The sequence below is a fragment of the Actinomadura sp. RB99 genome (assembly GCF_014706005.1).
In the GTDB taxonomy this organism is placed as follows: domain Bacteria; phylum Actinomycetota; class Actinomycetes; order Streptosporangiales; family Streptosporangiaceae; genus Spirillospora.
On record NZ_JABMCA010000074.1, the window covers coordinates 22,606 to 46,257 of the forward strand.

Annotated in this window: 21 protein-coding genes and 1 riboswitch; of the genes, 6 read left to right on the plus strand and 15 right to left on the minus strand. The window is 72.7% G+C overall.

Annotated features, from left to right (window positions below; genetic code table 11):
- Positions 1 to 97: 97 nt before the first annotated feature.
- Positions 98 to 1,396, minus strand: coding sequence for an aminotransferase class V-fold PLP-dependent enzyme (locus amrb99_RS40475; RefSeq protein ID WP_190866552.1), 1,299 nt, complete (start codon positions 1,394 to 1,396; stop codon positions 98 to 100).
- 44 nt (positions 1,397 to 1,440) lie between these two features.
- Positions 1,441 to 1,557, minus strand: a riboswitch (SAM riboswitch).
- A 50-nt stretch (positions 1,558 to 1,607) separates the two neighbouring features.
- Here amrb99_RS40475 and amrb99_RS40480 point away from each other — a divergent pair.
- On the plus strand, positions 1,608 to 1,988 hold the full coding sequence (locus tag amrb99_RS40480; RefSeq protein WP_190866554.1) for a hypothetical protein: 381 nt from the start codon (positions 1,608 to 1,610) through the stop codon (positions 1,986 to 1,988).
- A 60-nt stretch (positions 1,989 to 2,048) separates the two neighbouring features.
- Here amrb99_RS40480 and amrb99_RS40485 read toward each other — a convergent pair whose 3' ends face one another.
- The 9 genes from amrb99_RS40485 to amrb99_RS40525 all read right to left on the minus strand — a co-directional run bounded on the left by amrb99_RS40485 (position 2,049) and on the right by amrb99_RS40525 (position 12,831).
- A complete protein-coding gene (locus tag amrb99_RS40485) occupies positions 2,049 to 4,286 on the minus strand; it encodes a transglycosylase domain-containing protein (RefSeq protein ID WP_190866556.1) in 2,238 nt (745 codons plus the stop codon).
- A 747-nt stretch (positions 4,287 to 5,033) separates the two neighbouring features.
- The gene (locus tag amrb99_RS40490; RefSeq protein WP_190866559.1) at positions 5,034 to 6,167 is read right to left on the minus strand and encodes an FKBP-type peptidyl-prolyl cis-trans isomerase; all 1,134 of its coding nucleotides are present in this window, start codon (positions 6,165 to 6,167) and stop codon (positions 5,034 to 5,036) included.
- 186 nt (positions 6,168 to 6,353) lie between these two features.
- Complete coding sequence (locus amrb99_RS40495) at positions 6,354 to 6,965, minus strand: class I SAM-dependent methyltransferase (protein WP_190866561.1); 612 nt, start codon at positions 6,963 to 6,965, stop codon at positions 6,354 to 6,356.
- A gap of 107 nt (positions 6,966 to 7,072) precedes the next feature.
- Positions 7,073 to 7,855 (minus strand): class I SAM-dependent methyltransferase, encoded by a 783-nt coding sequence (locus amrb99_RS40500; RefSeq protein WP_190866564.1) that lies wholly within the window; start codon positions 7,853 to 7,855, stop codon positions 7,073 to 7,075.
- 99 nt (positions 7,856 to 7,954) lie between these two features.
- Positions 7,955 to 9,001: a hypothetical protein gene (locus amrb99_RS40505; protein WP_190866566.1), complete on the minus strand. Its 1,047-nt coding sequence runs from the start codon at positions 8,999 to 9,001 to the stop codon at positions 7,955 to 7,957.
- Between the two features lie 119 nt (positions 9,002 to 9,120).
- The gene (locus amrb99_RS40510) at positions 9,121 to 9,951 is read right to left on the minus strand and encodes an SAM-dependent methyltransferase (RefSeq protein ID WP_190866568.1); all 831 of its coding nucleotides are present in this window, start codon (positions 9,949 to 9,951) and stop codon (positions 9,121 to 9,123) included.
- Positions 9,948 to 10,466, minus strand: coding sequence for an ATP-binding protein (locus tag amrb99_RS40515; RefSeq protein ID WP_190866570.1), 519 nt, complete (start codon positions 10,464 to 10,466; stop codon positions 9,948 to 9,950). Before amrb99_RS40515 ends, amrb99_RS40510 begins: the two co-directional genes overlap by 4 nt.
- A 315-nt stretch (positions 10,467 to 10,781) precedes the next feature.
- Complete coding sequence (locus tag amrb99_RS40520) at positions 10,782 to 10,973, minus strand: hypothetical protein (RefSeq protein ID WP_190866572.1); 192 nt, start codon at positions 10,971 to 10,973, stop codon at positions 10,782 to 10,784.
- Between the two features lie 187 nt (positions 10,974 to 11,160).
- The gene (locus tag amrb99_RS40525; RefSeq protein ID WP_241756396.1) at positions 11,161 to 12,831 is read right to left on the minus strand and encodes a transcriptional regulator; all 1,671 of its coding nucleotides are present in this window, start codon (positions 12,829 to 12,831) and stop codon (positions 11,161 to 11,163) included.
- Here amrb99_RS40525 and amrb99_RS51920 point away from each other — a divergent pair.
- Entirely contained in the window at positions 12,826 to 13,167 is a 342-nt protein-coding gene (locus tag amrb99_RS51920) for a hypothetical protein (protein ID WP_241756397.1), read from the plus strand. The two genes, amrb99_RS40525 and amrb99_RS51920, sit on opposite strands and share 6 nt — an antisense overlap.
- A gap of 390 nt (positions 13,168 to 13,557) precedes the next feature.
- Here the strand turns inward: amrb99_RS51920 and amrb99_RS40530 are convergent, their stop codons facing one another.
- From amrb99_RS40530 to amrb99_RS40540, 3 genes are all read right to left on the minus strand, one after another.
- Complete coding sequence (locus amrb99_RS40530) at positions 13,558 to 14,352, minus strand: methyltransferase domain-containing protein (RefSeq protein ID WP_190866574.1); 795 nt, start codon at positions 14,350 to 14,352, stop codon at positions 13,558 to 13,560.
- Positions 14,349 to 15,329: a restriction endonuclease subunit S gene (locus tag amrb99_RS40535; protein WP_206700292.1), complete on the minus strand. Its 981-nt coding sequence runs from the start codon at positions 15,327 to 15,329 to the stop codon at positions 14,349 to 14,351. Before amrb99_RS40535 ends, amrb99_RS40530 begins: the two co-directional genes overlap by 4 nt.
- Positions 15,330 to 15,481: 152 nt before the next feature.
- A complete protein-coding gene (locus tag amrb99_RS40540) occupies positions 15,482 to 16,966 on the minus strand; it encodes an N-6 DNA methylase (RefSeq protein WP_347257062.1) in 1,485 nt (494 codons plus the stop codon).
- Positions 16,967 to 17,176: 210 nt separating this feature from the next.
- On the opposite strand from amrb99_RS40540, the gene amrb99_RS40545 reads away from it, so the two are divergent.
- Entirely contained in the window at positions 17,177 to 17,974 is a 798-nt protein-coding gene (locus tag amrb99_RS40545; RefSeq protein ID WP_347257063.1) for an SAM-dependent methyltransferase, read from the plus strand.
- A 231-nt stretch (positions 17,975 to 18,205) separates the two neighbouring features.
- Entirely contained in the window at positions 18,206 to 19,474 is a 1,269-nt protein-coding gene (locus tag amrb99_RS40550; RefSeq protein WP_241756399.1) for a lipase family protein, read from the plus strand.
- Positions 19,475 to 19,550: 76 nt separating this feature from the next.
- Here amrb99_RS40550 and lipB read toward each other — a convergent pair whose 3' ends face one another.
- The gene (gene lipB / locus amrb99_RS40555; protein ID WP_190866578.1) at positions 19,551 to 20,261 is read right to left on the minus strand and encodes a lipoyl(octanoyl) transferase LipB; all 711 of its coding nucleotides are present in this window, start codon (positions 20,259 to 20,261) and stop codon (positions 19,551 to 19,553) included.
- A gap of 63 nt (positions 20,262 to 20,324) precedes the next feature.
- Between lipB and amrb99_RS40560 the strand changes: the two genes are divergently transcribed.
- A complete protein-coding gene (locus tag amrb99_RS40560; protein WP_190866580.1) occupies positions 20,325 to 20,702 on the plus strand; it encodes a DUF6221 family protein in 378 nt (125 codons plus the stop codon).
- On the opposite strand, the gene amrb99_RS40565 is transcribed toward amrb99_RS40560, so the two are convergent.
- The gene (locus tag amrb99_RS40565; RefSeq protein ID WP_190866582.1) at positions 20,699 to 21,328 is read right to left on the minus strand and encodes a uridine kinase; all 630 of its coding nucleotides are present in this window, start codon (positions 21,326 to 21,328) and stop codon (positions 20,699 to 20,701) included. The genes amrb99_RS40560 and amrb99_RS40565 overlap by 4 nt on opposite strands.
- A gap of 977 nt (positions 21,329 to 22,305) precedes the next feature.
- Between amrb99_RS40565 and amrb99_RS51925 the strand changes: the two genes are divergently transcribed.
- Entirely contained in the window at positions 22,306 to 22,623 is a 318-nt protein-coding gene (locus amrb99_RS51925) for a hypothetical protein (protein ID WP_241756400.1), read from the plus strand.
- The last annotated feature ends 1,029 nt before the right edge of the window (positions 22,624 to 23,652 follow it).

A 23,652-nucleotide genomic window follows, 5' to 3' on the forward strand; every position in this document is an offset into this window, starting at 1 on the left:
GTGGGAGATCCGGCGGGAAGTAGCGCGACTGCCTACGCTACAGGGGCGAACAGGACCAAAGGCCATAAACGTCTGTGCTCGCCGGCGAGTCCGCAGGTCAGCGCGGTGCCAGTCGCGCCAGCGCGGTGCACAGCCGGTCGATGTGCTCCTCGGTGGTCCCGATCCCGATGCTCGCGCGGACGGCCGCCCCCTCGCCGCCGCAGCCGGCGGAGTCGTCCCCGCCCAGCAGGTGCCGGACGAGCGGGTGCGCGCAGAACTTGCCGTCCCGCACGCCGATGCCGTGCTCACCGGACAGCGTAAGCGCCACGTCGCGCGCGTTCCAGCCGGTCACGGTGAAAGACACGATTCCCACGCGCGGCGACCGGTCGCCCCACAGGGTGAGCTCGCGGACGTGGGGGAGCGCGGCGAGCCCGGCGCGCAGCCGGGCGAGGAGCCGCTCCTCGCGGGCGGCGAGCGCGTCCCAGCCGGCGGCGGTGAGGGCCTCGCAGGCGGCGGCGAGCGCGATGACGCCGAGGACGTTGGGGGTGCCGGCCTCGTGCCGCTGCTCCGCCGCCGGCGCCCACCGGACCGCGCCGGCGACGGACGCGCTGGCGCCGCCGCCCTTGAGGTACGGGTCGGCTGCGCGCAGCCAGTCGGCGCGCCCGGCGAGCACGCCCGCGCCGAACGGTGCGTACAGCTTGTGGCCGGAGAACGCGACGTAGTCCAGGCCGAGCGCGGTCATGTCGAGCGGGCGGTGCGGGACGAGCTGCGCGGCGTCCACCGCGATGCGGGCGCCGTGCCGGCGGGCGACCTGCGCCAGCTCGCGGATCGGCCACAGCTCGCCGGTGACGTTGGACGCGGCGGTGACGACGAGCAGCCGCGCGCCGACCGGGGTCGCGGCGAGCGCGCGGTCGGCGGCGCCGATCGCCTCGGCGGGCGTGGCGGGGACGGGGAGCCGCACGGGCCGCTTCCACGGGAGCAGCGACGCGTGGTGCTCGGAGTCGAACACGACGACGCTCGTCCCGGACGGGACGGCGTGCGCGAGCAGGTTCATCGCGTCGGTGGTGTTGCGGGTGAACACGACGGCGGCGCGGCGCCACGCGCCGAGGAACTCGCGGACGGTCTCGCGCGCGCTCTCGTACGCCTCCGTCGTGACCTGCGAGGCGTAGCCGGCGCCGCGATGCACGCTGCTGTAGTAGGGCAGCGCACGGGTGACGGCCTCGTGCACCGCCTCCAGACAAGGCGCGCTGGCGGCGTAGTCGAGGTTGGCGTAGGGGACGTGGCGGCCGTCGTTCAGCGGGACGGGCGCGTCCGCGCCGACGACGCGCGGGAAGGCGCGAACTTCCCGTGCGGTGCCCGGCGTCTCAGCAGGCGTGAGCGGGGCGAGGGACGGTGCGGAGGCGAGCGTGGCGGGCATGCCGGTTCCTTCCGGGGTCAGGGACCCCGGGGCCGTGCCTGCGGGATCCGCGCTTGCCGGAACGCGGTGCCGCGTCCGGCCAGGTCCTCACCCGGGGCACCCCATCGCGGACGAAGGGTTGCCGGCCAGCGAGCCGGGGCTTGGCGCTGGCGCTCATGACCTAGTGCGGAAGTATATGCGGAGCCTGTGGCAGATCAAGGGGGAGGGTGCGATGCGGTACCGGGTGGTTCGGGCGCTTGCCGGGGGCGTGGTGATGCTCGGCGTGTCCGGCCTGCTGGGCGCGTGCGGGGCGCTGGGGGGCAACTCCGGCCAGGTCTGCAGCGACACCAAGAAGGCGTTCCAGCAGTACATCACCCAGGTCAGGAGCGTGCCGGCGGCGGAGCCCGCGCAGTGGGGCCAGGCGACGCAGCGGCTCGCGACCCGCCTCGACGCGCTGGCGAAGGAGGCCGACGACGGGGCGCTGAAGAAGGCGCTGCGGGCCGAGTCGCAGCGGCTGCGCGCGGCGGCCACGACCGTCGGCACCGGGGACGCCTCGCAGCTCAGCGCCGTGATGAACGACACACCGGCCCGTATCGGAAAGGCATGCGCCTAGCGGCACGGGGTGGGGCGGACGCGCAGAGGCCCGGCGGTGCGACCGCCGGGCCCCTCGCGCTCAGTTGAACATCTGGCCGCCGGTGCCGTCGCCGGTACCGCCGCCGCCGTCGTTCCCTCCACCGCCGTCGGTGCCGCCGCCGTTGCCGCCGCCGTCGGTGCCTCCACCGCCGTTCCCGCCGCCGTCACCGCCGCCGGGCAGCGTCGGGATGATGGTCGGCAGGTCCGTCGGCGGCTTCGGCTGGCGCGGCCCGCCCGTCCCGCCGGAGGGACGGTGCGTCGGGCCGTCGGTGCGCGGCCCCTCGGTGCTCGGCGCGCCGCCGCCCGGCGACGGGACGCCCCAGCCGCTGCCCGGCGTCTCCGACGGCGACCCGAACGTCTTCGGGTCGTAGCCCTTGATGTCGACCGCGTCGGTCATGTACGAGCGCCAGATCTGGGTGGGCAGCTGCCCGCCGTAGGAGCCGTACCCGGGGATGTTCAGCGCCTTGTTGTCCTCGCGGAACATCGCCACGCTCGTCGCCATCTGCGGGACGAACCCGTTGAACCAGATCGCCCGGCCCTCGTCGGTGGTGCCGGTCTTGCCGGCGACGTCGCGGCCGTCGGGCAGCTGCGCGCCGGTGCCGGTGCCGCCCTGGACGACCTGCTGCATCGCGTACGTGGCGTCCCGCGCGACCTGGGTGCCGAACGCCCGCTCGCCCTTCTCGGAGAACTTGCGGGCCTGGCCCTCGTTGTCGGTCACCGACTTCACCACGTACGGCTGCCGGTACACGCCCTCGTCGGCGAACGTCGCGTACACCCCGGCCTGCTGCACCGGGTGCAGCGACACGATGCCGAGCGGGAACGACGCCGCGGCGCGCTGGTCCGGCGTCATCTGCGACGCCGAGATGCCGAGCTTCTCGGCCATCGCGGCGATCTTGTCGTTGCCGATGTCCTGGCCGAGGTTGACGTAGGCGGTGTTGACCGAGTGCTCGGTCGCGGTGACGAGGTTGATGTTCCCGAAGCTCTCGCCGCTGTCGTTCTTGATGGAGTGGCCGCCGAAGTACTGCGGGGAGCTGCCGTCATAGGTGTCGGACAGGCTCTTGCCGTCCTCCAGCGCGGCGGCCAGCGCGATCGGCTTGAAGCCCGACCCGGCCTGCGCGGTGTCGTAGAACGCGCTGCTCGCCGCCTCCGTCAGGTAGTCGCGGCCGCCGTAGAAGGCCAGCACCTGCCCGGTGTTCGGGTCGACCGACACCAGCCCGGTCCGGATCTTCTTGCTCGTCCCGGCCGGGACGTTGTTCTCCACGGCCTGCTTCGCCGCGTCCATCAGCCGCTTGTCGAACGTCGTGGTGATCTTCAGGCCGCTGCGGTTGATCTCGTCCTCGGTGTAGCCGCGCCGCTCCTCCAGCTCCTTCTTGGCCAGGTTGACCATGTAGCCCTTCTGGCCCTTGAGGACGTCGGTGATCTTCTCCTTGCCGGGTGCCGGGAACGTCATCGACGCGGCGTCGGCGGGGGACAGCGCCCCGTCCCGGACCATGTTGTTCACCACGGCGTGCCAGCGCTGCTCGGCGTAGACGCGGTGCTGGCCGGTCGGGTCGGCGAAGTTGCTCGGCTGCTGGATCGCGGCCGCCAGGTACGCCGACTCGGCGGGCGTGAGGTCCTTGACGTCCTTGTTGTAGTAGGCGTGCGCGGCGGCCTGCACACCGTAGGCGTCGCGGCCGAAGTAGATGGTGTTGAGGTACTGCTCGAGGATCCAGTCCTTGGACTTCTCCCGGCCCACCTTCAAGGAGACCATGATCTCCTTGAGCTTGCGGGTGACCGAGCGCTCCTTGCCGATGCCGCCGTAGTAGTTGCGGACCATCTGCTGGGTGATGGTGGAGCCGCCCTGCAGCTGCTCGCCGGTCGCGGTGGACCAGAACGCCCGCGCGGTGCCCTGGATCGACACGCCCGGGTCCTGGTAGAAGCTGCGGTTCTCGGCCGCGATGACCGCGTCGCGGGTGCTCTTCGGGATCTGGTCGAACTTCACCGCGTCCCGGTTCATGCCGGTCTTGGCGATCAGGGTCTTGCCGTCGGAGTAGTAGAAGGCGGGCCCCTGCGCGAGCGCCTGCTGCTGCGGCGAGGGGACCGGCGTGAAGATGTAGGCGATCGCGAACGCCGCGACGAGGAACCCGAGGATGCCGAGCAGCGTGAACAGGATGCGCCGCAGGTAGCGGACGCGACGGCTGCGCGGCTTCTTCGGTCCCTTGCCGCCACCGCCGCCGCCCGAACCGCCGCCGGGGCCGCGCCCCGGCGGGCCTCCTTGCCTCGACGACGCAGCCGACATGGTCTTGGTATCTCCGGCCGGGGAGCCGCTCACACCAGCGCTTCCGGAGCCGTCCGGATCGTCCCGCCCGGGGCGGTCGTTATCGGGGGACGTGCCCTTTTCGGTGGCCGGAGCGCCCGGCCCGGCGGCGGGGGATTGCGCGGTCGCGGCGGGCGCCGCGCTCTCCGCAGGGCTCTCCCCGGCGCTCTCCACAGGGCCCTCTGCGGGCTCCTTGTCGCGATTCTGAGATATGTCGGTGTTCGGGGAGTTTTTCAGGTCTGGGGTGGTTTCTCCGGAGTCCACGGTGAGCGTCGCCGTCCGGGCCGCGGGGGCCTGCGCCGCGCGCCCGGCCGCCCCGTCCCGTTCCTGGTCACGGGCCTGGCCGTCGACATCGGCGGGCGCGCCCGCCGACTCCGGGCGCGGCGCGGAATCGTCTGATCCGCCCGCCGGAGCGGCCTTCGCACCGTCCTCGCGGAGATCGTCCGCAGTGCCCGGTGCGCCCTCTTCCTGACCTTTTTCCGTGCTGCTCACAAGCCCCCCGTGATTATTGCGTTACCGACGATACCTGAGGGGATCCATGCGATGGGCCGCCCAATGCACATCCTTGGCTTCCCGATAAGAGGACGGTCAAAGCGCCCTCGGGGTTGTCGTGACGGATCTCGCACGCCCCCCGGGAACCCTCGCCCCCGCCAACGCGAGCGGCGGGGACCCCCACCGGGGGCGCCCGCCGCTCGTCTCCGCCTGCGCGCCGTCACGCGGCGCGGGCGCTCACTTCTGCACCTTGGCGAGGATGTCCACCACGAACACCAGGGTGTCGGTGCCCTTGATCCCGGCCTGCGCGTTGCCGTTCTTGCCGTAGCCCTCGGCCGGCGGCAGGACCAGCAGCACCCGGCTGCCGACCTTCGCGCCGGTCAGGCCCTTGTCGAAGCCGGGAACGGTGCCGCCGGTGCCGATCGGGAACATCGCCGGCTGGCCGTTCTTCCAGCTGGAGTCGAAGACCTTGCCGTCCTTCCAGATCTGCCCCTGGTAGTTGACGACCGCGTCGTCGCCCTTGGCCAGCGCCGGGCCGGTGCCCTGGACGAGCGTCTTGACCTGCAGCTTGGACGGCGCGTCCACCTTCGGGACCGTCACCTTCGGGGCCTTGCCGGCGCCCTGGTCCTCGACCTTCGGCAGCTTCTTGTCGTCCAGCTTCTGCGGGGCGCCCTGCGGGCCGGCGTTCTTCTTCACGACGGCCGCGACGTCCACGACGAAGACGACCGAGTCGTTCTTGCCGAGGCCGAGCTGCGAGCCCTGGTCGCCGAAGCCCATCGACGGCGGGACCTCCACCAGGACCCGGCTGCCGCCCGTCTTGCCGAGCAGGCCCTTGTCGAGGCCCTTGACGCCGCTCTTGCCGACGGTGAGCGCCTGCGGCCCGCCCGACCCCTGCGTCTGCTGCTCGTAGGAAGAGCCGATCTTCTTGCTCGTGCTCTTCTTCTTGGAGTCGTCGGAGTCGGTCTGCTTCGCCCACTGGTAGAAGGAGTACTGCACGAACATCGTGTCGCCGTCGGCGATCGCCGGGCCGCTGCCCTTGATCAGCGTCCGGGTCTTCAGCGACTTGTTCGGCGCGAGCTTCGTCGGGATCTTCACCTTCGACTCGGCCCCGAACTTGCCGGACACCTCGATCTTCGGCCCGGGCCGCGTCACGTAGTAGGTGACGCCGCCCGCGATGGCGAGCACGGCCACCACGATGCCGGCGATCGTCGCGATCCGCCGCTTGCGGGCCTGGGCCGCGGTCAGCGCGGACGGCCGGTTCAGCCCGCTGCCGCGCCCGGCGCTGATCCCGTGCGGGGTGAACTCCGGGCTGCGGATGTTCTTGGCGTTAGGGATCTTCGCCTTGACCGCCGGCTTGTCATCCTCGGCCATGGTTCCTCACTCGCTCCGGGGTCGACGACATCACGAAAGTGACCACCCTTCCAGCACCGGCCTAAGAACAGCGTGAAAACCGCGCAAAGGAGGCCGACCTGCAATCTACCGGTCACTCGCCGTGGAAGAGCGTTCCTGCCCGGGGGCCCGCCCATGAGGACGGTCTCCGCAGGACACAGGGACTCGTCAGGATACTGCCGCGGGACCGCGGGCGAGCAAACGCCGCTTCTGGCCGTCCGGCAGGTCGTCCTGCTCCAGGACCGCGAAGCCCCCGTCCAGCAGGGAAGCGGGCTCGCAGTCGCCGAGGCACCACTCGGCCGGCAGCGCGTCGCGGACCCGCCGGGCCTCCGCCGTGAACGCCTCCCAGGCCAGCAGCCCGCCCGGGACGACGGCCCCGGCGGCCCGCAGGAACACGGCGCGGTCCCAGAAGCCCGTGCACAGGACGAGCGCGTACGTCGCCGGCGCGGGCCGGAACGCCCCGAGATCGTCCTGGACGAGCGTGATCAGCCCGTCCAGGCCGCGGCGGCGCGCCTCCGCGCCGAGCCGGTCGAGCGCCACCTCGGAGACGTCCACCGCCGTGACGCGCCGTCCCTCCTCGGCGGCGAGCAGCGCCGACCCGGCCGTCCCGCACGCCAGGTCCAGGACGGGCCCGTCCGGAGGCGCCTCGGCCAGCGCCCGCACGGCCAGCGGGTGCGGCGCGAACGACGGCTCGGGCGCGCTCTCGTACTTGGCGTTCCACCGGAGCCTGTCGGGATGCCCCGCGAGCGCCGCCGGCACCCCGCCCTCACCGGATTCCATGTCCCGACCCTATGCGCCGCCCCCGCCCCCCACCTCACGTTGAGCTGCGGCGTGTTGACGTCACGAGCGCCCCCTGACGACGACCCGCCGCAGCGCAACAGGGGAGGTCAGCGGCGTTCGGCGATCAAGAGCATGAACAGGGCCGTCGGGAAGCCCTCGCGCCACCACGGGTCGTCGCGCAGCTGCTCCGGGGTCGGATGCGGCTCGCGGAGGTCGGCGATCACGAACCCGTTGTCTCGGAGCGTTCCAGAGTAGAACTCCAGCGGACGGAGCCACGATGTGATCATCGACGGCGACTCCAGCCCGTCCACCAGGAACCGCTGGTCGACCCCGCGGGACGCGAAGTACTGCGCGGCCGGCACGCTCTGCCTCGCGCCGTGCTCGGAGTTCTCCACGTAGAAGCACGGGTGCAGGGTCAGCGACACCAGCCGCCCGCCGCTCTTCAGCACCCGGCCGAACTCCGCGATCGCGCGCGACGGGTCCTGCAGATGGCTGAACAGGTGGTTGCAGACGACCAGGTCGAACCCGTCGTCCTCCACGGGCAGCGCGTCGACGCTGGCCCGGGTGAACGACAGCGAGCCCCCGATCCCGGTCGCCGGCACCGCCGTGCCGGCCACGTCCCGGGCCGCGTCGATCAACCCCTGGCAGGCGTCCACGCCGACGACGTCGGCGCCCTCGGCGGCCAGCGTCCGCGCGATGTAGCCCTCCCCGCAGCCGGCGTCCAGCACCCGCAGCCCCTTGCACGGCCCGATCGCGTCCAGCATGGCGGCGTCGGTGAGCTCGGTGCGGTACCGGTCGCGGCCCTCCCTGATCACCTTCACCCAGTAGTCCGCGTTGGCCTCCCACCGCTCCCTGGTGAGATTTGCGATGGCTTCCGCCGTCTCTTCCACCGGCTCCCCATTCCCCGGCCCGCTCGCGGGCCTTTCACCTCAACGACCTGCAATGCGCGGCTCATGCGCCGCGCGGCACCCCCGAGAACGCAGCACCCGCTATGGCAGCTCTTTCAGCCGCCGCACCAGGGTGTTGCACGTCTCTCTGATCCTCCGGTCCTCGCAGTCGGCGCCGCGCAGTTCCAGTGCCCGCGTCAGCTCGGCGAGCCGCCCGCCGAAGGCCGGGTCGCGTCTCAGTGCCAGCGGAATGTACGTCGACGCCAGGTAGTACACGTAGGCGTCGTTGTAGTCGGCGATCTCCCGCAGCACCTCGTTCGCCGTGTTCCGCAGCGAAAGGGAACTGGGCAGGGTGAAGTCGGAGCTGATCCGGCCGTCCCTCATATAGGTCGGGAACGACCATTCCTCCAGCGCCGCGTACACCGGCGTCGCGTCCAGTTCCCTGCGGTACCGCTCGGCCAGGTCGAGGTCGTTCGAACTGATCAGCGAGCCCATCACCACGCCGCGCATCATGAACGCGGTCTGCCGGCCCGGCACCTCGAACCCGAGGTCGGCCTCCATCTCACCGGTCACCTTGCTGACCTGGTGGGTGAGGATGTTCAGAGCGAGGATCGAATGGAAGGAGTAGGTCTTGCGGTTCAGCCTGGGCGCGAGCTCGACCGACGACTCGAAGAGCTTGGCGGGGTCGATCAACAGGCCGTGCCCGCGCTCGGTGGAATAGAGCGCCTCCAGCGCCGTGTCGGGCTCCCGGCCCCAGAACCGCGCGATGAACGACGACGTCCGCTGGTTCGCCTCGCCTCGGACGATCCGCAGCCCCGCCTCCAGCGCGTTCAGCAGCAGCTGCTGCGGGACGGGGGACCCGTCGAGCGCGTCCAGATCGACGGCCAGGCCCTCCGCGCCGAGGTCGGAGACGAGCCCGTCCAGCCGTTTGCGGATCGCGTGCGCCCGGGAGTACTCCGCGATTCCCGGAATGGACGCCATCAGGCTCTGCAGGGACCGCCCGCTGACCCGGTCGAGCCATTCCGCGTTGTCCCAGAGCCGGAAGACCGTGCTCTCGTCGAGCCCCGAGAACGCGGCCACGTCCGACATGTTCAGGCCCATGTCCCGGGTGATCTCCGAGAGGGACCTCGGCTCGCCGTCCGCTGTCATCACTCGCCCCAGAGCCGCCGGTCGCCGACGCTCCGATCGTAGCGAAACGCGCGGCGGCGGGACCGGTTCGCGGGGATATGCGGCCGCCTTGTGATCGAGGGTGGAGAGCATCGCGGAGGTCAGCCCGGCTTGCGCCCGACGAAGCCGGCGAGCGGCAGCGGACCGTCCAGGTCGGCGGTGTCCGCGAGCGGCAGCGCCGCCGGGTACGGGCCGGCCGGCTCCAGCGGCGCGCAGATCTCCGCGATCTCCGCGCGGTCCCGCGGCGTGAACGCCAGCCCGGCGCGGCGGGCCGTCTCCGCCAGCGACTCCAGCTGCGGCGTCCGCTCGGTGTGCGTGATGACCATGTGGCTGCCGGCGGGCAGGCCGCCGAGCAGCGTCCGGACGATCCCGCGCGGATCCTCGGCGTCCGTCACGAAGTCCAGCACGCCGAGGAGCAGCAGCGCGACCGGCCGGCCGAAGTCGATCAGCCGCCGCAGCCCCGGATGGCCGAGCAGCGCCGCCGGGACCCGGACGTCCCCGCCGAACGCGCCGGTGCCGCGCTCGCCCGCCAGCAGCGCCCGCGCGTGCACGAGGACGAGCGGGTCGTTGTCGATGTAGGCGATCCGGCAGGACGGGTCGACGCGGCGGACGATGTCGCCGACGTTGCGCCGCGCCGGCAGGCCGCAGCCCACGTCCACGAACTGGCGCAGCCCGGACTCGGCGAGCCGCGCGGCGGCGTGCTCCAGGAAGCCCCTGTTCACCTGGGCGAGCCGCGCGACGACCGGTGCCCGGTCCAGGGCCCGTTCCGCCATCTCCCGGTCGACGGCGTAGTTGTCCTTGCCGCCGAGGAAGTAGTCGTACATCCGGGCGACGCTGGGGGCGCGCAGGAAGGCGGACGCGGCGCCGACCGGCCCGCCGGTGGAGGACTCCTCCTCCCACCGGCTCAGGCTCGGCACCGGTCCCGGGATCATGGGCGCCTCCACCGCTCCCCTACGGGCACCCCGAACCAGGTCGTGGTCGTCCCGTTGCGGTTGCGGTGGGCTCCCTGGTCGGCGGCGAGCGCCTGCATCAGCACCCGGCCCCGGCCGCCGCCGGGAAGCTGGTCGTCCGGCGGCCGGGGCGGCCCCGGCGGGACGCCGCCCTCGGTGATCTCCACCCGGACGAACCGGTCCAGGTGCACCACGGTCACAGTCAGGGTGCCGTCCCGGCGCGACCGCGGGCGCAGGACCGACTCCGTCATGGCCTCGCTGGTCAGCAGTTCGAGGTCGGCGAGCTCGGCCCGGCTCACGCCGAAGTACTGCCCGACCAGCTCCCGGACGTAGCCGCGGGCGATCCGGACGGCGGCGGGAGTCGCGGCGAGGTCGATCTCGCCGAGCAGCCGGCCGGCGGCCGTGCCGTTGCGGGCGGCGGTGCTGCCGAGCTCCAGCGAGGGGGCGGGGGAGAGGGCCGGAAGAAGCGCGGGCGTCCCCGCGTCGGTTGCGTTCATGGCAGCGGCGGTCTCACGTCTCCGTGTCGGGCTGTAAGCGAACATGTGCTCTCGGCCTGGTGTGGAGTCGGCTGTGGACGTGGAGCGCGCGAGCGGCCACGGCCTTCGAGCGCCATGACGCGGCTCACACGACAGACATTCTTACGCACGGAGCAGGAGTCAGTCACCGTCGCTTGCGCGCGTGCAAGGGCCCTGCGGCACGCTGCGGGCCGTCACCGTCCGTCCAAGATCCGCCACGTCACGGCCGGTGCGGAGACCGGGTCAGGACCCGCGGCGGCGGGACGGGCCGCCGTGCCCGTCCCGCCGCCGGTCGGCTCAGCAGGACGCGGCGCCCACCGGCGTGAGCAGCCCGGCGACCGCCTCGGCGGCCTGCGGATGGCGGTCCAGGAGGCCGCGCACCTCACCATGGCCCCCACCGGCGCCGGTGGGGGCCGGCTCGTCCCACTCCACCGGGTGGCCGAGCAGTGCGGCCGCGGCGTCGCAGGTCGCCGGGTGCGCGGCGAGCACGTCCGCGACCGGGCCGGACGCGGCGGGAGCGGCGGACGGCGCCGGTGCCGCCGCAGACTCCCACGGCGGCGTCCACGCTCGGCGCGGACGATCATGGTCCGCGCAAGGTTCCCCCGCCCGGACCGGGCAGGCGGTGAAAGCCTTGCACCGGGCACCGACAAACCAGAGGAACCGGTGAAAGTGCAGGTCAGCCGGTCTTGAGCAGCCAGTGGCGGCCCGTCGCCCAGCCGGTGAAGCGGCGTGCGGCGGGGGCCGTCCCGTCGTCGAGGCGGCCGCCCGCGAGGACGTGCCGGAGCCCCGCCAGGGCCGGGTCGAGGCGGGCGGCGGTGTGCGGCGGCTGCCGGTCCAGCTCGTCCTGCATCCACGCGATGGCGGAGACCTGCTCCTTGAGCCCGCACAGGGCGAGGAAGAAGACCGCCTGCCGCCACGCGTACGCGGCGTCCTTGACCGTGCCCAGGGGACGCGGGTTGCCGTGCACCTGCCGGACGAGGCGGCAGGCGACGCCGAACGCGCGGCGCGCCAGGTCGTCCCAGCCGGGCGACGGGCTCACCCCGATGGGATGGACGAGCACGGCGAGGTTGTGGGTGGTGAGGATCTGCGCCTGCTCGATGACCTTGCCGTTGTCGGCGACCCACGAGCGTCCCGTGAGGTCGCCCGCGCGGGTCCGGCACAGCGTGTCGAAGGCGTCGGACGTGTTCCGTCCGCCCTGCATCGCGCGTACGGCCGCATAGTCGATCCCGTAGTAGCGCTCGTACAGGGTGCCTTCGAGCACGTCCGCCGCTATCTGCGCGGCCCGGAGGTACTTGGTGGAGAACGTGCCCATGAAGATGTCGGCCGCCAGTTCCTCGACGAACGGCACCCGCAGGCCCGCGCGCTTGGCGAGGGCACCCAGCTCGCTGAGCAGCGGGTTGGGCAGGACGGTCCCGGGGAAGCCCTGGAGCGCCAGTTCACCGAGCTGGACGAGGACGGCGCGCGCCTCGCGCTCACCGGTCCCGTCCGCGCGGCGATAGCGCTGCACGGCGCGCACCCAGGGCAGCTCCTCCAAGCGCACCTGGCTTTCCAGGTTCAGCAGGAGCAGGCTGCGCCTGTTGCGGAACGCCGTGTACTGCGCCGCCATCAGGCGGCGAAGCGCCGGGTCCGGATAGGAGGACGCGGTGGTGGCGCCCACGAGCTGCGGAGTGAGCTCCGCCAGCACCTCCGCCGACGGGACGATCCCGCGCTCGATGAGCGTCGGCACCGGTGCGCGGAGCGCGCGCTTGACGATGTCGCGCAGCCACTCCGGCAGTTCCGCGCCCGCCGCGACGCCGGTACGGCGCGACTCGTCCTCCGTGATGGGCGCCACGAACGGGTCGATGGACGGCACCCCGGAGTCCTGGCGGGCGTCCGCGAGGCGCGCCAGCACGATCTGCGCGACCGTGTGGTGTGCCGGACGCGCGCCGTCGGCCGCCTGCCGCTCGCGGAGCGCCGCGTGCTCCGGGGAACCGGGGACGCCGCGCTTGGCGACCATCGAGTCGACGGCGTGCTGCAGCAGCCGCGACACGCCCTTGCCCGCGAAAAGGCTCTCCAGGGACGACCGGAGAATGGCGAGGTTCTCCTTGGGGTTGCGGTGCTTTCCGCAGAGGGTGTGGTTCCGTGCCAGCCGCCGGTACCGCGCCAGGAGTTCGGCGCCGCGCTCGCCCCAGCCGTGCGGCATCACCGCGAAGACGCGGCCGTCCTCGACGGTCTCGAGCCAATGCTCCAGCAGTTCGTCCGCGAACGGGTTCCACACGACGAGCGCTTCGTTCATCGCGGCGACGGCCTTGTTCTTCGGCTTCGCCTCGATGCGCTCGCGGACCTGGCCGACGGTCTGCCGGTGCACGAGCGAGGCGTCGCCCAGCGGGATTCCGGGACGCGGCGAGAAACGGAGCCGGCCGGCGAACGGGCCGATGGCGTCGAGGACGTCCAGCGCGCCCGCGCGGTCGCCCGCACGCAGCAGCCAGGCGACGGTGAGGAGCGCGCCCTCTTCCGGAAGGACGACGTCGTACTCGCCGCTGTCCAGGAGCGCGTACAGCTCGTCGAGGCCCTCGTCGGTCAGGTGGTGCAGGAACAGCGAGCGCCGGTCGCCCGCGATGCCGGCGCGGCGCGCCGCGTCCTGCTCGCAGGGGAGGAGGGGGCCGCCCGCGGCGGCCGTCCCGGTGGCGAATCCGCCCCCTGACGACCTCGGGCGTCACCCATGCGGGAAGTCCCTTGACGGGTGTCCGGGAGCCGATGGAGAGGGACCCGTCCGCCATTCCGGAGAGGACGCGGCGCCAGCGCTCCAGCCGCTTTTCCGCCCGCTCGCGCGTCGCCTCGCTCTCGTGGTTCAGCGCGGTCGCGAAGGCCTTCGACAGCTGTCCCGCGGCGTAGCCGGGATTCGCCTGTACGTCCTTGTTCATAGCCAGCGTGGCGGGTTCCGCCCCCGCGCCCTTCGGGTCTGAAGCCCGATGCTCTGCTGCTGAGCTACACGCTGTCGGCCTCCAGGCTAGAGAACTCCGCCATTTCCGCGCAAAAGGATTTCTCTTTTTCGGGGAATCCCGACGCGGCGACGCGGTGCCCGGACGCGGGGTCAGGGTTTGCGGCCCCAGGCGGAGATCAGCGGCGCGATGGTGATGTCGAGCCGCCCGGCGTCCACGGCGTCGAGGAGCCGGTCGATCTCCTCCGCGGTGGCGTGGCCCGCGGCGATGAGCTGGTCGCGGAGCTGCCTGATCGTCGCCGCCTCCAGGACGCCGCAGGCCGGGGACGTGACGGGGAAGAAGGCGTCGGCGCGGACGTCGGCGAGCCCCGCCTCGCGCAGCAGCCGGGGCAGCGTGCGGCCGTAGGCGAGATCGGCGCCGCGCCCGGCGAGCAGCGCGCGGAAGCCGTTGCGGACCTTGTTCGCGAGGCGCTCCTCGGGGCCGCGCTCGTCGGGGCAGGCGAGCGGCTGAAGCGCCGGGTCCGCGTCCTCGATGAGCAGCGCGCCGCCCGGACGCAGCGCGTCGACCAGCGTCCGCAGCGCCCGCTCGCGGTCGGCCAGGTGGACCAGGACGAGCCGGGCGTGCACCAGGTCGAACGTCTCGGCGGGCGGCGCGTCCTCGACGAGGTCGTGGCGGCGCACCTCCACCGGGCCGCCCGCCGCCGGACGCGCCCAGGACACGTCGATGTCGGTCGCCAGGACCCGCCCTTGCTCGCCTGCGCGCGCGCCGAGCCAGGCGGGAACGGACGGCCCGCCCGCGCCGACCTCCCAGCACCGCATCCCCGGCCCGGCACCCAGCTCGTCGAGGTGCCGGAAGGTCCACGGGTCGCACAGCTCGGAGATCGCCTCGAACCGGGTCCCGGCCTCGGTGCGCCGGTTGTCCAGCAGGTATCCGCGGTCGTCGGTCATGGGGTGGCCTCGATCCTTCCGGTCAGCAGTTCGGGGAGCAGCGCGTCCCGCAGCGCGGCGAGCGCGGCGCTCTCGGCCGCGGCGGCCTCGACCCGTGCGGCGATCGCGTCCGCGAACGCGCCGAACTCGCGGGCGCGGGGCTCGCCCGGCCACGGCACCTCGCGGCGGGCCAGGTCGGCCCATTTCACCCGCGGCATCCGGGTGCCGTCGCTGAGCGCCGAGGCGTGCGCCACCACCTCGTCGCTGGACAGCGCCGCCAGCAGCCAGCCGCGGTGGCGGCCGTCCACCGGGCGGACGACGTGCACGTCGGTCGACGCGACGCCGTCCACGAACGCCAGGCCGACCTTGTGGAAATAGGGCCGCAGTTTCGCGAAGAGCACGTCGCCCGCCCGGAACCGCTTCTTCACGCTCAGGACGGCGGACGCGTCCGCCCATCCGGAGAGCCACATGTGCCGTTTCGCGATGTGCTCCAGCCCGATGTAGTTCTCGCCGGGCCGGATGTCCGCCGCGGGGACGTTCACCGTGACCGGGCGGCCGAGCTCGTCCAGCCGGACCGAGCCGGGCGCGGACGCGGCGAGCTCGGTGTACCGGGCCCTGACCAGGTCGTCCGCGGCGGCGGCGATCCCCTCGTTGGCGGCGATCTTGTCGTCGAGCGCCCCGAGGATCTCCGCGACGGCGTCCTGCCCCTCGCGCGGCACGTCCCTGACCGCGAGCCCGTTCAGAATGGCGTGGGTGAGGAGCGGCTGCCCGGATCCGATGCGGTGGTGGTTCAGGCCCAGGCCCTTGAGGAGGTAATAGACGTAGCGCGGATTCACGCCCTCCCGCGCCGTCGCGATGATGGCGTTGTCGGTGACCCAGCACCGCTCGCGGGCGTAATGGACGATGCCGCAATACGAGCCCACGCGCCCGACGATGGTGCTGTCCCGCTCGGCGTTGAACCCGTCCGCGGTGCCGATGACGCCGTTGGCCCCGTACATCGGAAAGGCAGCGCTAGCGGACGAGGGGCCGGCGGACGAGGGGCCGGCGGACGCGGTGCCGGAGGGCGGGTGGCCGGCGGGCGGTCGCGCCCTGCCGTTCGTGAAGGCGACGACCTCGCCGAGCCTGGCCATTTCTCAGCGTCCTCAGCTTCCTAGCCGTCCAGCCGTCCCAGCCGCGCGCGGACGACCTCGTCGAGCCGCGCGGACTCGTCCAGCCGGGCGAGCAGTTCCTTGGCCAGCCGCTCGACCCGGTCCCGCACCGGCTCGGTCCCGTCGTCCGCCGTTTCCGCCGCACCGGAATAACGCCCGGGAGTGAGGACGTGACCGTGGTCACGGATCTCGTCCAGCGTCGCCGAACGGCAGAAACCGGGCTCGTCCGCGTACGGTCCGCGTGCGCTCGGACCGCCGCGCCAGGAATGGTACGTCCCGGCGATCCTGGCGATGTCGTCGCCGGTCAGGACGCGTTCGGTGCGGTCGAGCAGCGTCCCCATGGAACGGGCGTCGACGAAGAGCACCTGCCCTCTCCGGTCGTCGCGGCCGCCGTCGGGGCCCTTGTCCTTGGAGAAGAACCAGAGGCACGCCGGGATCGGCGTCGTGCGGAACAACTGCGGCGGCAGTGCGACGACGCACGAGACCAGGTCGGCCTCGACCATCGCGGCGCGTATCCCGCTCTCGGCCGACTGCCGCGACGACATCGAGCCGTTCGCCATCACCACCCCGGCGCCGCCCCGCGGGCCGAGTTTGGCGATGATGTGCTGCATCCACGCGAAATTGGCGTTGCCCGCGGGCGGCACGCCGAACCGCCACCGCGGGTCCGCGGGATCGCGATACCAGTCCGACATGTTGAACGGCGGATTGGCCAGCACGTGGTCGGCGAGAAGGCCGGGATGCGCGTCCTCGAAGAAGGTGTCGGCGTGCCGGGCGGACAGGTCCCCTTCGATCCCGTGAATGGCGAGGTTCATCCGGGCCAGCCGCCACGTCCGGGCGTTGGCCTCCTGCCCGTGCACCGCGATGTCCCCGCTGCGGCCCCGCCGGCTCAGCACGAACTTCTCCGCCTGCACGAACATCCCGCCCGAACCGCAGCACGGGTCGTACACCCGCCCCTTGTACGGTTCGAGCATCTCGACCAGCAGTTTCACGACGCTCTTCGGCGTGTAGAACTCGCCGCCCCGGCGGCCCTCCGCGCGGGCGAACGTCTCCAGGAAGTACTCGTAGACCTCGCCCAGCAGATCCCGCGCACCCGCCCCGCCGTCTCCGCCGCCTTGGCCGGGGCTGTCATCGCGTCCGTCCCGGCCGGTGAAGGGGGCGTCGCCGATGACCGCCGCCAGGTCCGCGAGGCGCCGCTGGTCGACGTTCTCCCCGCCGAAGATCAGCGGGAGCGCGCCGTCCAGCGACGGCTCGGCCCGCATCACCGCCGCCATCGCCGCGTCGATCCGCGCGCCGATCGGCCCGGGACCGGAGACGACGGCGGGCCACCGGGCCGATTCCGGCACGGACGCGAACGCCGACGAGGCGTACTTGAGGAAGACGAGCCCGAGCACGAAATCCCGGTACTGGGAGGAGTCCATGGACCCGCGCAGTTTCGCGGCGGCCTTCCACAGGACGTCCTGCAGTTCCGCGATCCCGGTCTCCGTCACACCGGCGACTCTAGGGAGTCGGCGCCCGCCCCGCGAGCACCGGCCGCCGGGCGCCTCTGCCGGGCGCCGCCGTCTCGGCCCGCGTGCCCGCCGGCGGCCGTTTCCGGACGGCCGGCCGCGTCGTGCGAGGTCGTCCGAGAAAACGTGAATTCGGCTCACGGTGGCGGGCTAGGCTGAAGGCCCGCTCCGGAGCCGGAGGAGAGGCACGAGGTGGACGACGGCTGGGCGCCCCGCGAAATGGACATGCATGTGCCGAACGTGGCGCGCATGTACGACTATTACCTCGGCGGCAAGGACAACTACGCGGCCGACCGGGAGGCGGCCGAGCAGATCCTCGCCCGCGCGCCGTTCACCCCCGTCCTCGCCCGGCACAACCGGGCCTTCCTGCGGCGCGCCGCCCGGCACCTCGCCGCGTCGGGCGTCCGGCAGTTCCTCGACGTCGGGACGGGATTGCCGACGCAGGGCAACGTCCACGAGGTCGTCCGGGCGCTCGTGCCGGACGCGCGGGTCGCCTACCTCGACGTCGACCCGGTCGTGGTCGCGCACGGGCGCGCCCTCACCGCCACCGACGACCGGACGATCGTCCTGGAGCACGACCTGCGGAACGTCGAGGGCATCCTCGCCGACCCGGTGCTGCGGGAGACGATCGACTTCGGCGAGCCGGTCGGGCTGATGCTGCTGGCCGTCCTGCACTGCCTGAGCGACGAGGAGGACCCGTACGGGTCCGTCGCGGCGCTGCGCGACGCGCTGCCGCCCGGCAGCCACGTCGTGATCTCGCACATCACCGGCGACGACGCGGTCACGGAGAACTCGACCCAGGTCTACGGCAACGCCAACACGGGCATGACGCACCGCAGCCGCGAGGAGCAGCTGCGCTTCTTCGACGGCTGGACGCTGCTGGAGCCCGGACTGGTCCGGCTGGACGAATGGCGCCCCGACCCCGGCACCGGCACGATCGGCGCCGCCGGCGGCTACTTCCTCTGCGGGGTCGGCGCCAAGACGTCCTGACGGCGCCGCCGCGCGGACGGGGGAACCGCGCGGGCCGCGCCGCGGGGCGGACCGGCTCCGGCGCTGGTCCCGGCTCCGGGGCGCGGTCGGCCGCGCTGGTCTTGTGGGGCGGTTGACAAGAGCGCGCCCGAGGATGCGTCCCGGCGCGCATTGGAATAAGTGTCCAATTACCCTAGGGTCGGCTCGCCGTCACCCGGACGGCACGGGGGACGACACGAAGGGTTCACCGTCATGCACAGCAGTGTTCGCCGGGCCGTGCGCGCCGTGCTGGCGTCCTGCCTCGGCGTCGCCATGACGGCGGCCGCCCTGCAGGGGACCGCCGCCGCCGCGCCGCAGGACACCGCGCCTCCCGCCCAGCCTCCCGGCCAGGACCCGTTCTACCGGCCGCCGTCGCCGCTGCCCGCCGGGCAGCCCGGCGACGTCATCCGCTCCCGCCCGTCGCTGTTCACCGTCGACCCGATCGGGCACTCGCCCTACGGCGGAGTGAAGTCCTGGCAGGTGCTGTACCGGTCGCAGACCGCCGCAGGCGCCCCGACCGCCGTGTCCGGCACCGTCCTCGTCCCGGACAAGCCGTGGAAGGGCACCGGCAAGCGCCCGCTCATCTCCTACGCCGTCGGGACGCGCGGGCTCGGCGACTCCTGCGCCCCGTCCTACACCCTCACCCAGGGCCTCGACTACGAGGAACTGTTCGTCATCGACGCCCTCAACCAGGGCTGGGCCGTCGCCGTCACCGACATGGAGGGCCTCGGCACCCCCGGCCAGCACACCTACGAGGTCGGCCGCTCCCAGGGCATGGCCGTGCTCAACATGGCCCGCGCCGCCGAACGCCTCCCGGACGCCGGGCTCGCCGGCGCCCCCGTCGCGATCAAGGGCTACTCGCAGGGCGGGACGTCCGCCGGATGGGCCGCCGAGCTCGCGGCGTCCTACGCGCCGGACCTCGACCTCAAGGGCGTCGCCGCCGGCGGCGTCCCCGCCGACCTGCGCGCCGTCGCCGCGAGCCTCGACGGCGGCCCGTTCGTCGCGCTGATGTTCATGGCCGCCGTCGGCTACGACGCCGCCTACCCCGAGTTGAAGCTCGACGGCTACCTCAACGACAACGGGCGCGCGCTGCTCGCGAAGGCCAAGGACATGTGCCTGGTCAGCGTCGACGGCCCGCTCACGGTGCTCCAGACCGCCTTCAAGAAGATCGGCGACTACACCACGAGCAACCCGCTGGACACCCCGCAGTGGCGGGCCCGGCTGGACGAGAACAAGCTCGGCTCCACCGCGCCGAGCGTCCCCGTCTTCCAGGGGCAGGCGCTGCTGGACGAGATCATCCCGGCGAAGCAGGCCGAGACCCTCGACCACGACTGGTGCGCCAGGGGCGCCAACGTCACCTACAAGAGCTACCCGATCGCCGAGCACGCGACCGGCCTGCTCGAGAGCGAGGGGGACATGATGGGCTTCCTCGCCGACCGCTTCGCCGGAAAGCCCGTCCAGGGCAACTGCTCCGCCACGTAGCCCGCTCTGGGGCGGGCCGGCGACGGCCCGCCCTTCGGGCCCTCGGCCCGCAGCTCAGCACGTGCTCAAGCCGTGGTCAGGCTTCGCGCCGCCAGGCGTCCGCGATCAGCCGCCGCACCTCCGCCTGCGTGACCGGCGCCAGCCCGCGCCGCTCCCGCTCCCGGCACACCGACGTCATCTCCACGTCCGGCATCCCGCACGGCACCGCCCACGTCCACGGCGCCGGGTCGGCGTCGACGTCCATCGAGAACCCGTGCGCGCTGACGCCCCGCGAGATGTGCATCCCCAGCGAGACGATCTTGCGGCCCTCCGCCGTCCACACCCCCGTCAGCAGCGGGCTGCCCGGCGGGGTGTCGCGCCGCTCCGCCTCGATGCCCAGCTCGCCGAGCACCCCGACCAGCAGGACCTCGATGTCGCGCAGCAGGCCCACCACGTCCCGCGGATCGGCGAGCTTCAGGATGGGGTACCCGACGATCTGCTCCGGCGAATGGTAGGTGAGCTTCCCGCCGCGCCGCACCTCCACCACCGGGATGCCGAGCGCCGGGTCGGGCCGCTCCTCCGGCGGCGTCCGCCGCCCCACCGTGTACGTGCGCGGATGCGACAGGATCCAGAGCGTGTCGTCGGCGGTCCCGGCCTGCCGGTCCCGCACCATCCGCTCCATGGTCTCGATCGCCTCGGCGTAGTCGACGAGCTCGCTCTCGACCACCCGCAGCGGCCCTCCCTCACGGCGCGCGCGCAGCCCGGTCCGTACCGTGCCCGGCTCGCCGTGGGATGTCGTCAATGACATGGATCCTCCCCGCCGTGAGTGTATCCGGGCGCCGATGTCGGCCCCGCGAGGCAGGATGGGCGCATGGATCTGGTGGAGTTTCTGCGCGCCCGCCTCGCCAAGGACGAACAGGTCGCCCGCGCCTGCTCCGGCGCGTCCTGGACGGCCGGCCCCTCCGGCGCCGTCCACCTCGACGCCGACGGCGAGCCCGCCGTCGTCGCGTCGGCGGAGACCGAGGCCTACGCCGAGCACATCGCCCGCCACGACCCGTCCCGCGCCCTCCAGGAGGTCGCCGCCCGGCGGCAGCTCGTCGACGACCACGAGAAACACGCCTGGATCATCGCCCAGGGCCGGGCCACCCCCGAACAGCGGGCCGCCCAGGCCGTCCGCGAACAGACCCTCCGCCTCATCGCGCTCGCCTACGCCCACCACCCCGACTACAACGAGGAATGGCGCGCCTAGACGGACTCCACGAGCGCGGGGTGGCGCGGGTCGTCCATCTTCAGGACGACGTCGGCGGCCCGCAGCGGCTCCACCTCGCGCTCGTAACGGTCGAACGCGGGCAGCGTCCAAGCGTCCTCGTCCGGGGTGCGGCGCGCCAGCGCGCCCGGCGACAGCGTCAGATGGACGACCATGTCGAGCGGAAGGCTCCGGCCCAGCAGCAGCGCACCGTCCAGCAGCACGACACCGCCGGGCTGCACAGCCGTGTACCGCGCGCGTGTGGCACGGTCGAGCTCGCTGTCCCACAGGCTCGGCAGCACCTTCCCGGACCCGCCCGGCTCCAGAGGCCCCAGCACCTCCCGCACGAGCCCGCCCACGTCGAGCCACTGGTCGTAGTAGACGTCCGGATCCTCGCGGCCGAACTCGAACCGCAGCGACGCCGGCCGCAGGAAATCGCGCGCCGACACCCGCACCACGTCACGTCCCGCCGCGCGCAACGGTCCCACCAGCGCGTCCGCGAGCACCCACGGCTCCGCCGCCGGCGCCCCGTCCACCGCCACCCGCCGCCACATCTCGCGCGGTGCCCCCGCGATCCGGCCGCACACCTCCTCGACCGCCCGTTCGGGCGTGATCGGTCGCGCACGCATGCCATCCATCCTGCAACACGGCGCCTTGTACCGAACCTGTACCGGCATCCGCGACCATTCGCCGGTCGTTCGAGGGCGGGTAGACAGATGACGGACGGAACGGTGCCGCGCCGCACGGTCCTGCGGGGCCTCGCTCTGGCGGCGCCGCCGCGCTCGCCTCCGGCTGCGGCCAGGGCCCGGACCTCGGCACCAAGACGACCGGCCGGAAACCGCTGTGGAAGCACACGTTCACCACCGCGCGGACACATCACTCCGGGCTCGGAGAACGCCGACCTGTTCCCGTACTCGATGGCCGCATCCGCCACGACGTTCTACGCATCCTTCGAAGGCAGGCTCTACACGTTCGACGTTGCGGGCCGCCAGCTGTGGCAATCTCCGTATGGCCACTACAACGCGTCCCCGATGTACGGGCGCACCGCACCGCTCGTCATGGAGGACACCCTCTACACCGTCCGCAACGAGCCCGACGGCAAAGGCACCCTCCAGGCGCTCGACCCCGGCACCGGCAGGCTTCGCTGGAGTTTCTCTCCCGGCGGATGGCTCTCCCCGCCCGCCGCGTCCGGCGGCCACGTCGCCGTCTCCAGCACCGACCACCTTCACTGCCTGGACGCCGCCACCGGCAAGGAACGATGGCGCGTCCGCGGAGACGGCGCCGGTTTCCCCGGCGGCCCCGCGATCGCCGACGGCATCGTCTGCGCGGTCGACGGCCGGATGGACCTCGCAGGACTCGACGTCAAGACCGGCAGGACCCGCTGGCACGTGTCCGGCGGCACCGGCGGATCCACCGGTGCCGCCGGACTCTTCCAGGCGCAATGCTCGATTACCTCCGACGGCGGCGCCGTCTACGTCCACTCACCGAGCGGTCTGTGGGCCGTATTGGCACGCGACGGCAAGGTCCGCTGGTCCGGCACGGCCGCCGGCGGCCTGACGCGCGTGGTGCCGTCGGCCCCTTCGTCTACGCCGCCGGAACCGGCGGTGTGTCCGCGATCGCCGCAGGCAACGCGGCCTGGACCGTCCCCGTCCCCCACTGGGCCTCCGGCGGCAACCGTCCCCTCGCCCTGGCCGACGGCGCCCTCACCTTCACGACGAACGGCCGCGTCTCCAGCGTGGACGCGGCCAGTGGCGCGCCCCGCTGGACCGCCGCCGTCAAGGACTTCGCGGGCGAGGACGTCCCGCTCTCCAACGCCGCCGCCGCGGCCCGGGTCGTCTGCGTCCTGGCCAAGGACGAGGCCCCCGCCGACGACACCGGCAACAAGCACGGCCCAGTCGACCATCTCTACGCCTTTCCTGCTTAGCCGGGCGGGTGGGTGATCCTCGGCTGGGTGGTTGTGGCTGATCGGTCGGTCGTGGTTGTGATTCTGAGTGCTGCCGGGGGCGGCGGCTTTGCGCGCCAGGTGATGTTGATATTTAGCGGCGTGAGGGTGGGGGAGGGGCGGGGGCGATTGGGTGGGGGCGATTGGGGTGGGGTCGATTTAGGTGGGGTCGTGTAGGCGTATTCGGCAGGGAATGGCGGTGGGGTGGTCTTCAGGGTGTGGGGTGGTCTTCAGGGTGTGGGTTTATCGGAGATCAGGGTGTCTGGGTGGTCTTCGGGAGAGCGGCGGGGGTGTTCGGGAGATCTGCAAGATGGGTGTCCGGGAGATCGGCGAGAGGGGTGCCCGGGAGATCGGCGAGAGGGGTGTTCGGGTGGTGGGGTGGCGCTTGCGTACGGGGCCGCCCCTCCAAAGTCAAGGGCGCCTTCGGCGTCGCTTCGCGATGGACTTCGTCCACCCTTGACTTTGGAGCCTCTGCGACCCCTAGGCAGGTGATGGGGGCAGGCTCCGCCTGCCCCGCCCCGGGTCGCGCCACCCCACCACCCCTCTCCGTAAGGTGCGAAATCCACTGCTGCGTGGCGCGAAGGGGGGCAAAGGGTTCGAAGGGGAAGCAGGAAGAGCCGTCTTCCATGCGGTGTTGGCGTGCTCTGGCGTTGCGGTCTGAAAGGGAATGCGCTGTGTTCACCAGGCGGCGGCGTTGGCCATTGCACTGGTATCGCGCTGTCGTGTCGGCATCGCATTGTCATGGGGCAGGCTGGCTCACCCGTCGTGGGGGTGGATGCGGACGGATCGACGCAGGGCGTGGCCGGGGTGGGGGGTGGCGCGCCGGGGCGGGGTGGGTTTTGCGGTTCTGGTCCGGGGCGGTGTCGGTCGGTGTTGCTGGGCGGCGTAGTGAACGGGTGGGCCGGGGCCTCCGCTAAGCGCCGTCTGGAGAGGACAGGCGCAGCCGGTGCGGAAAGGTCGCCTGTGGTGTGGGCACGCCAGGGCCGCCGGTCATGGGGTGGATGCGGGAGG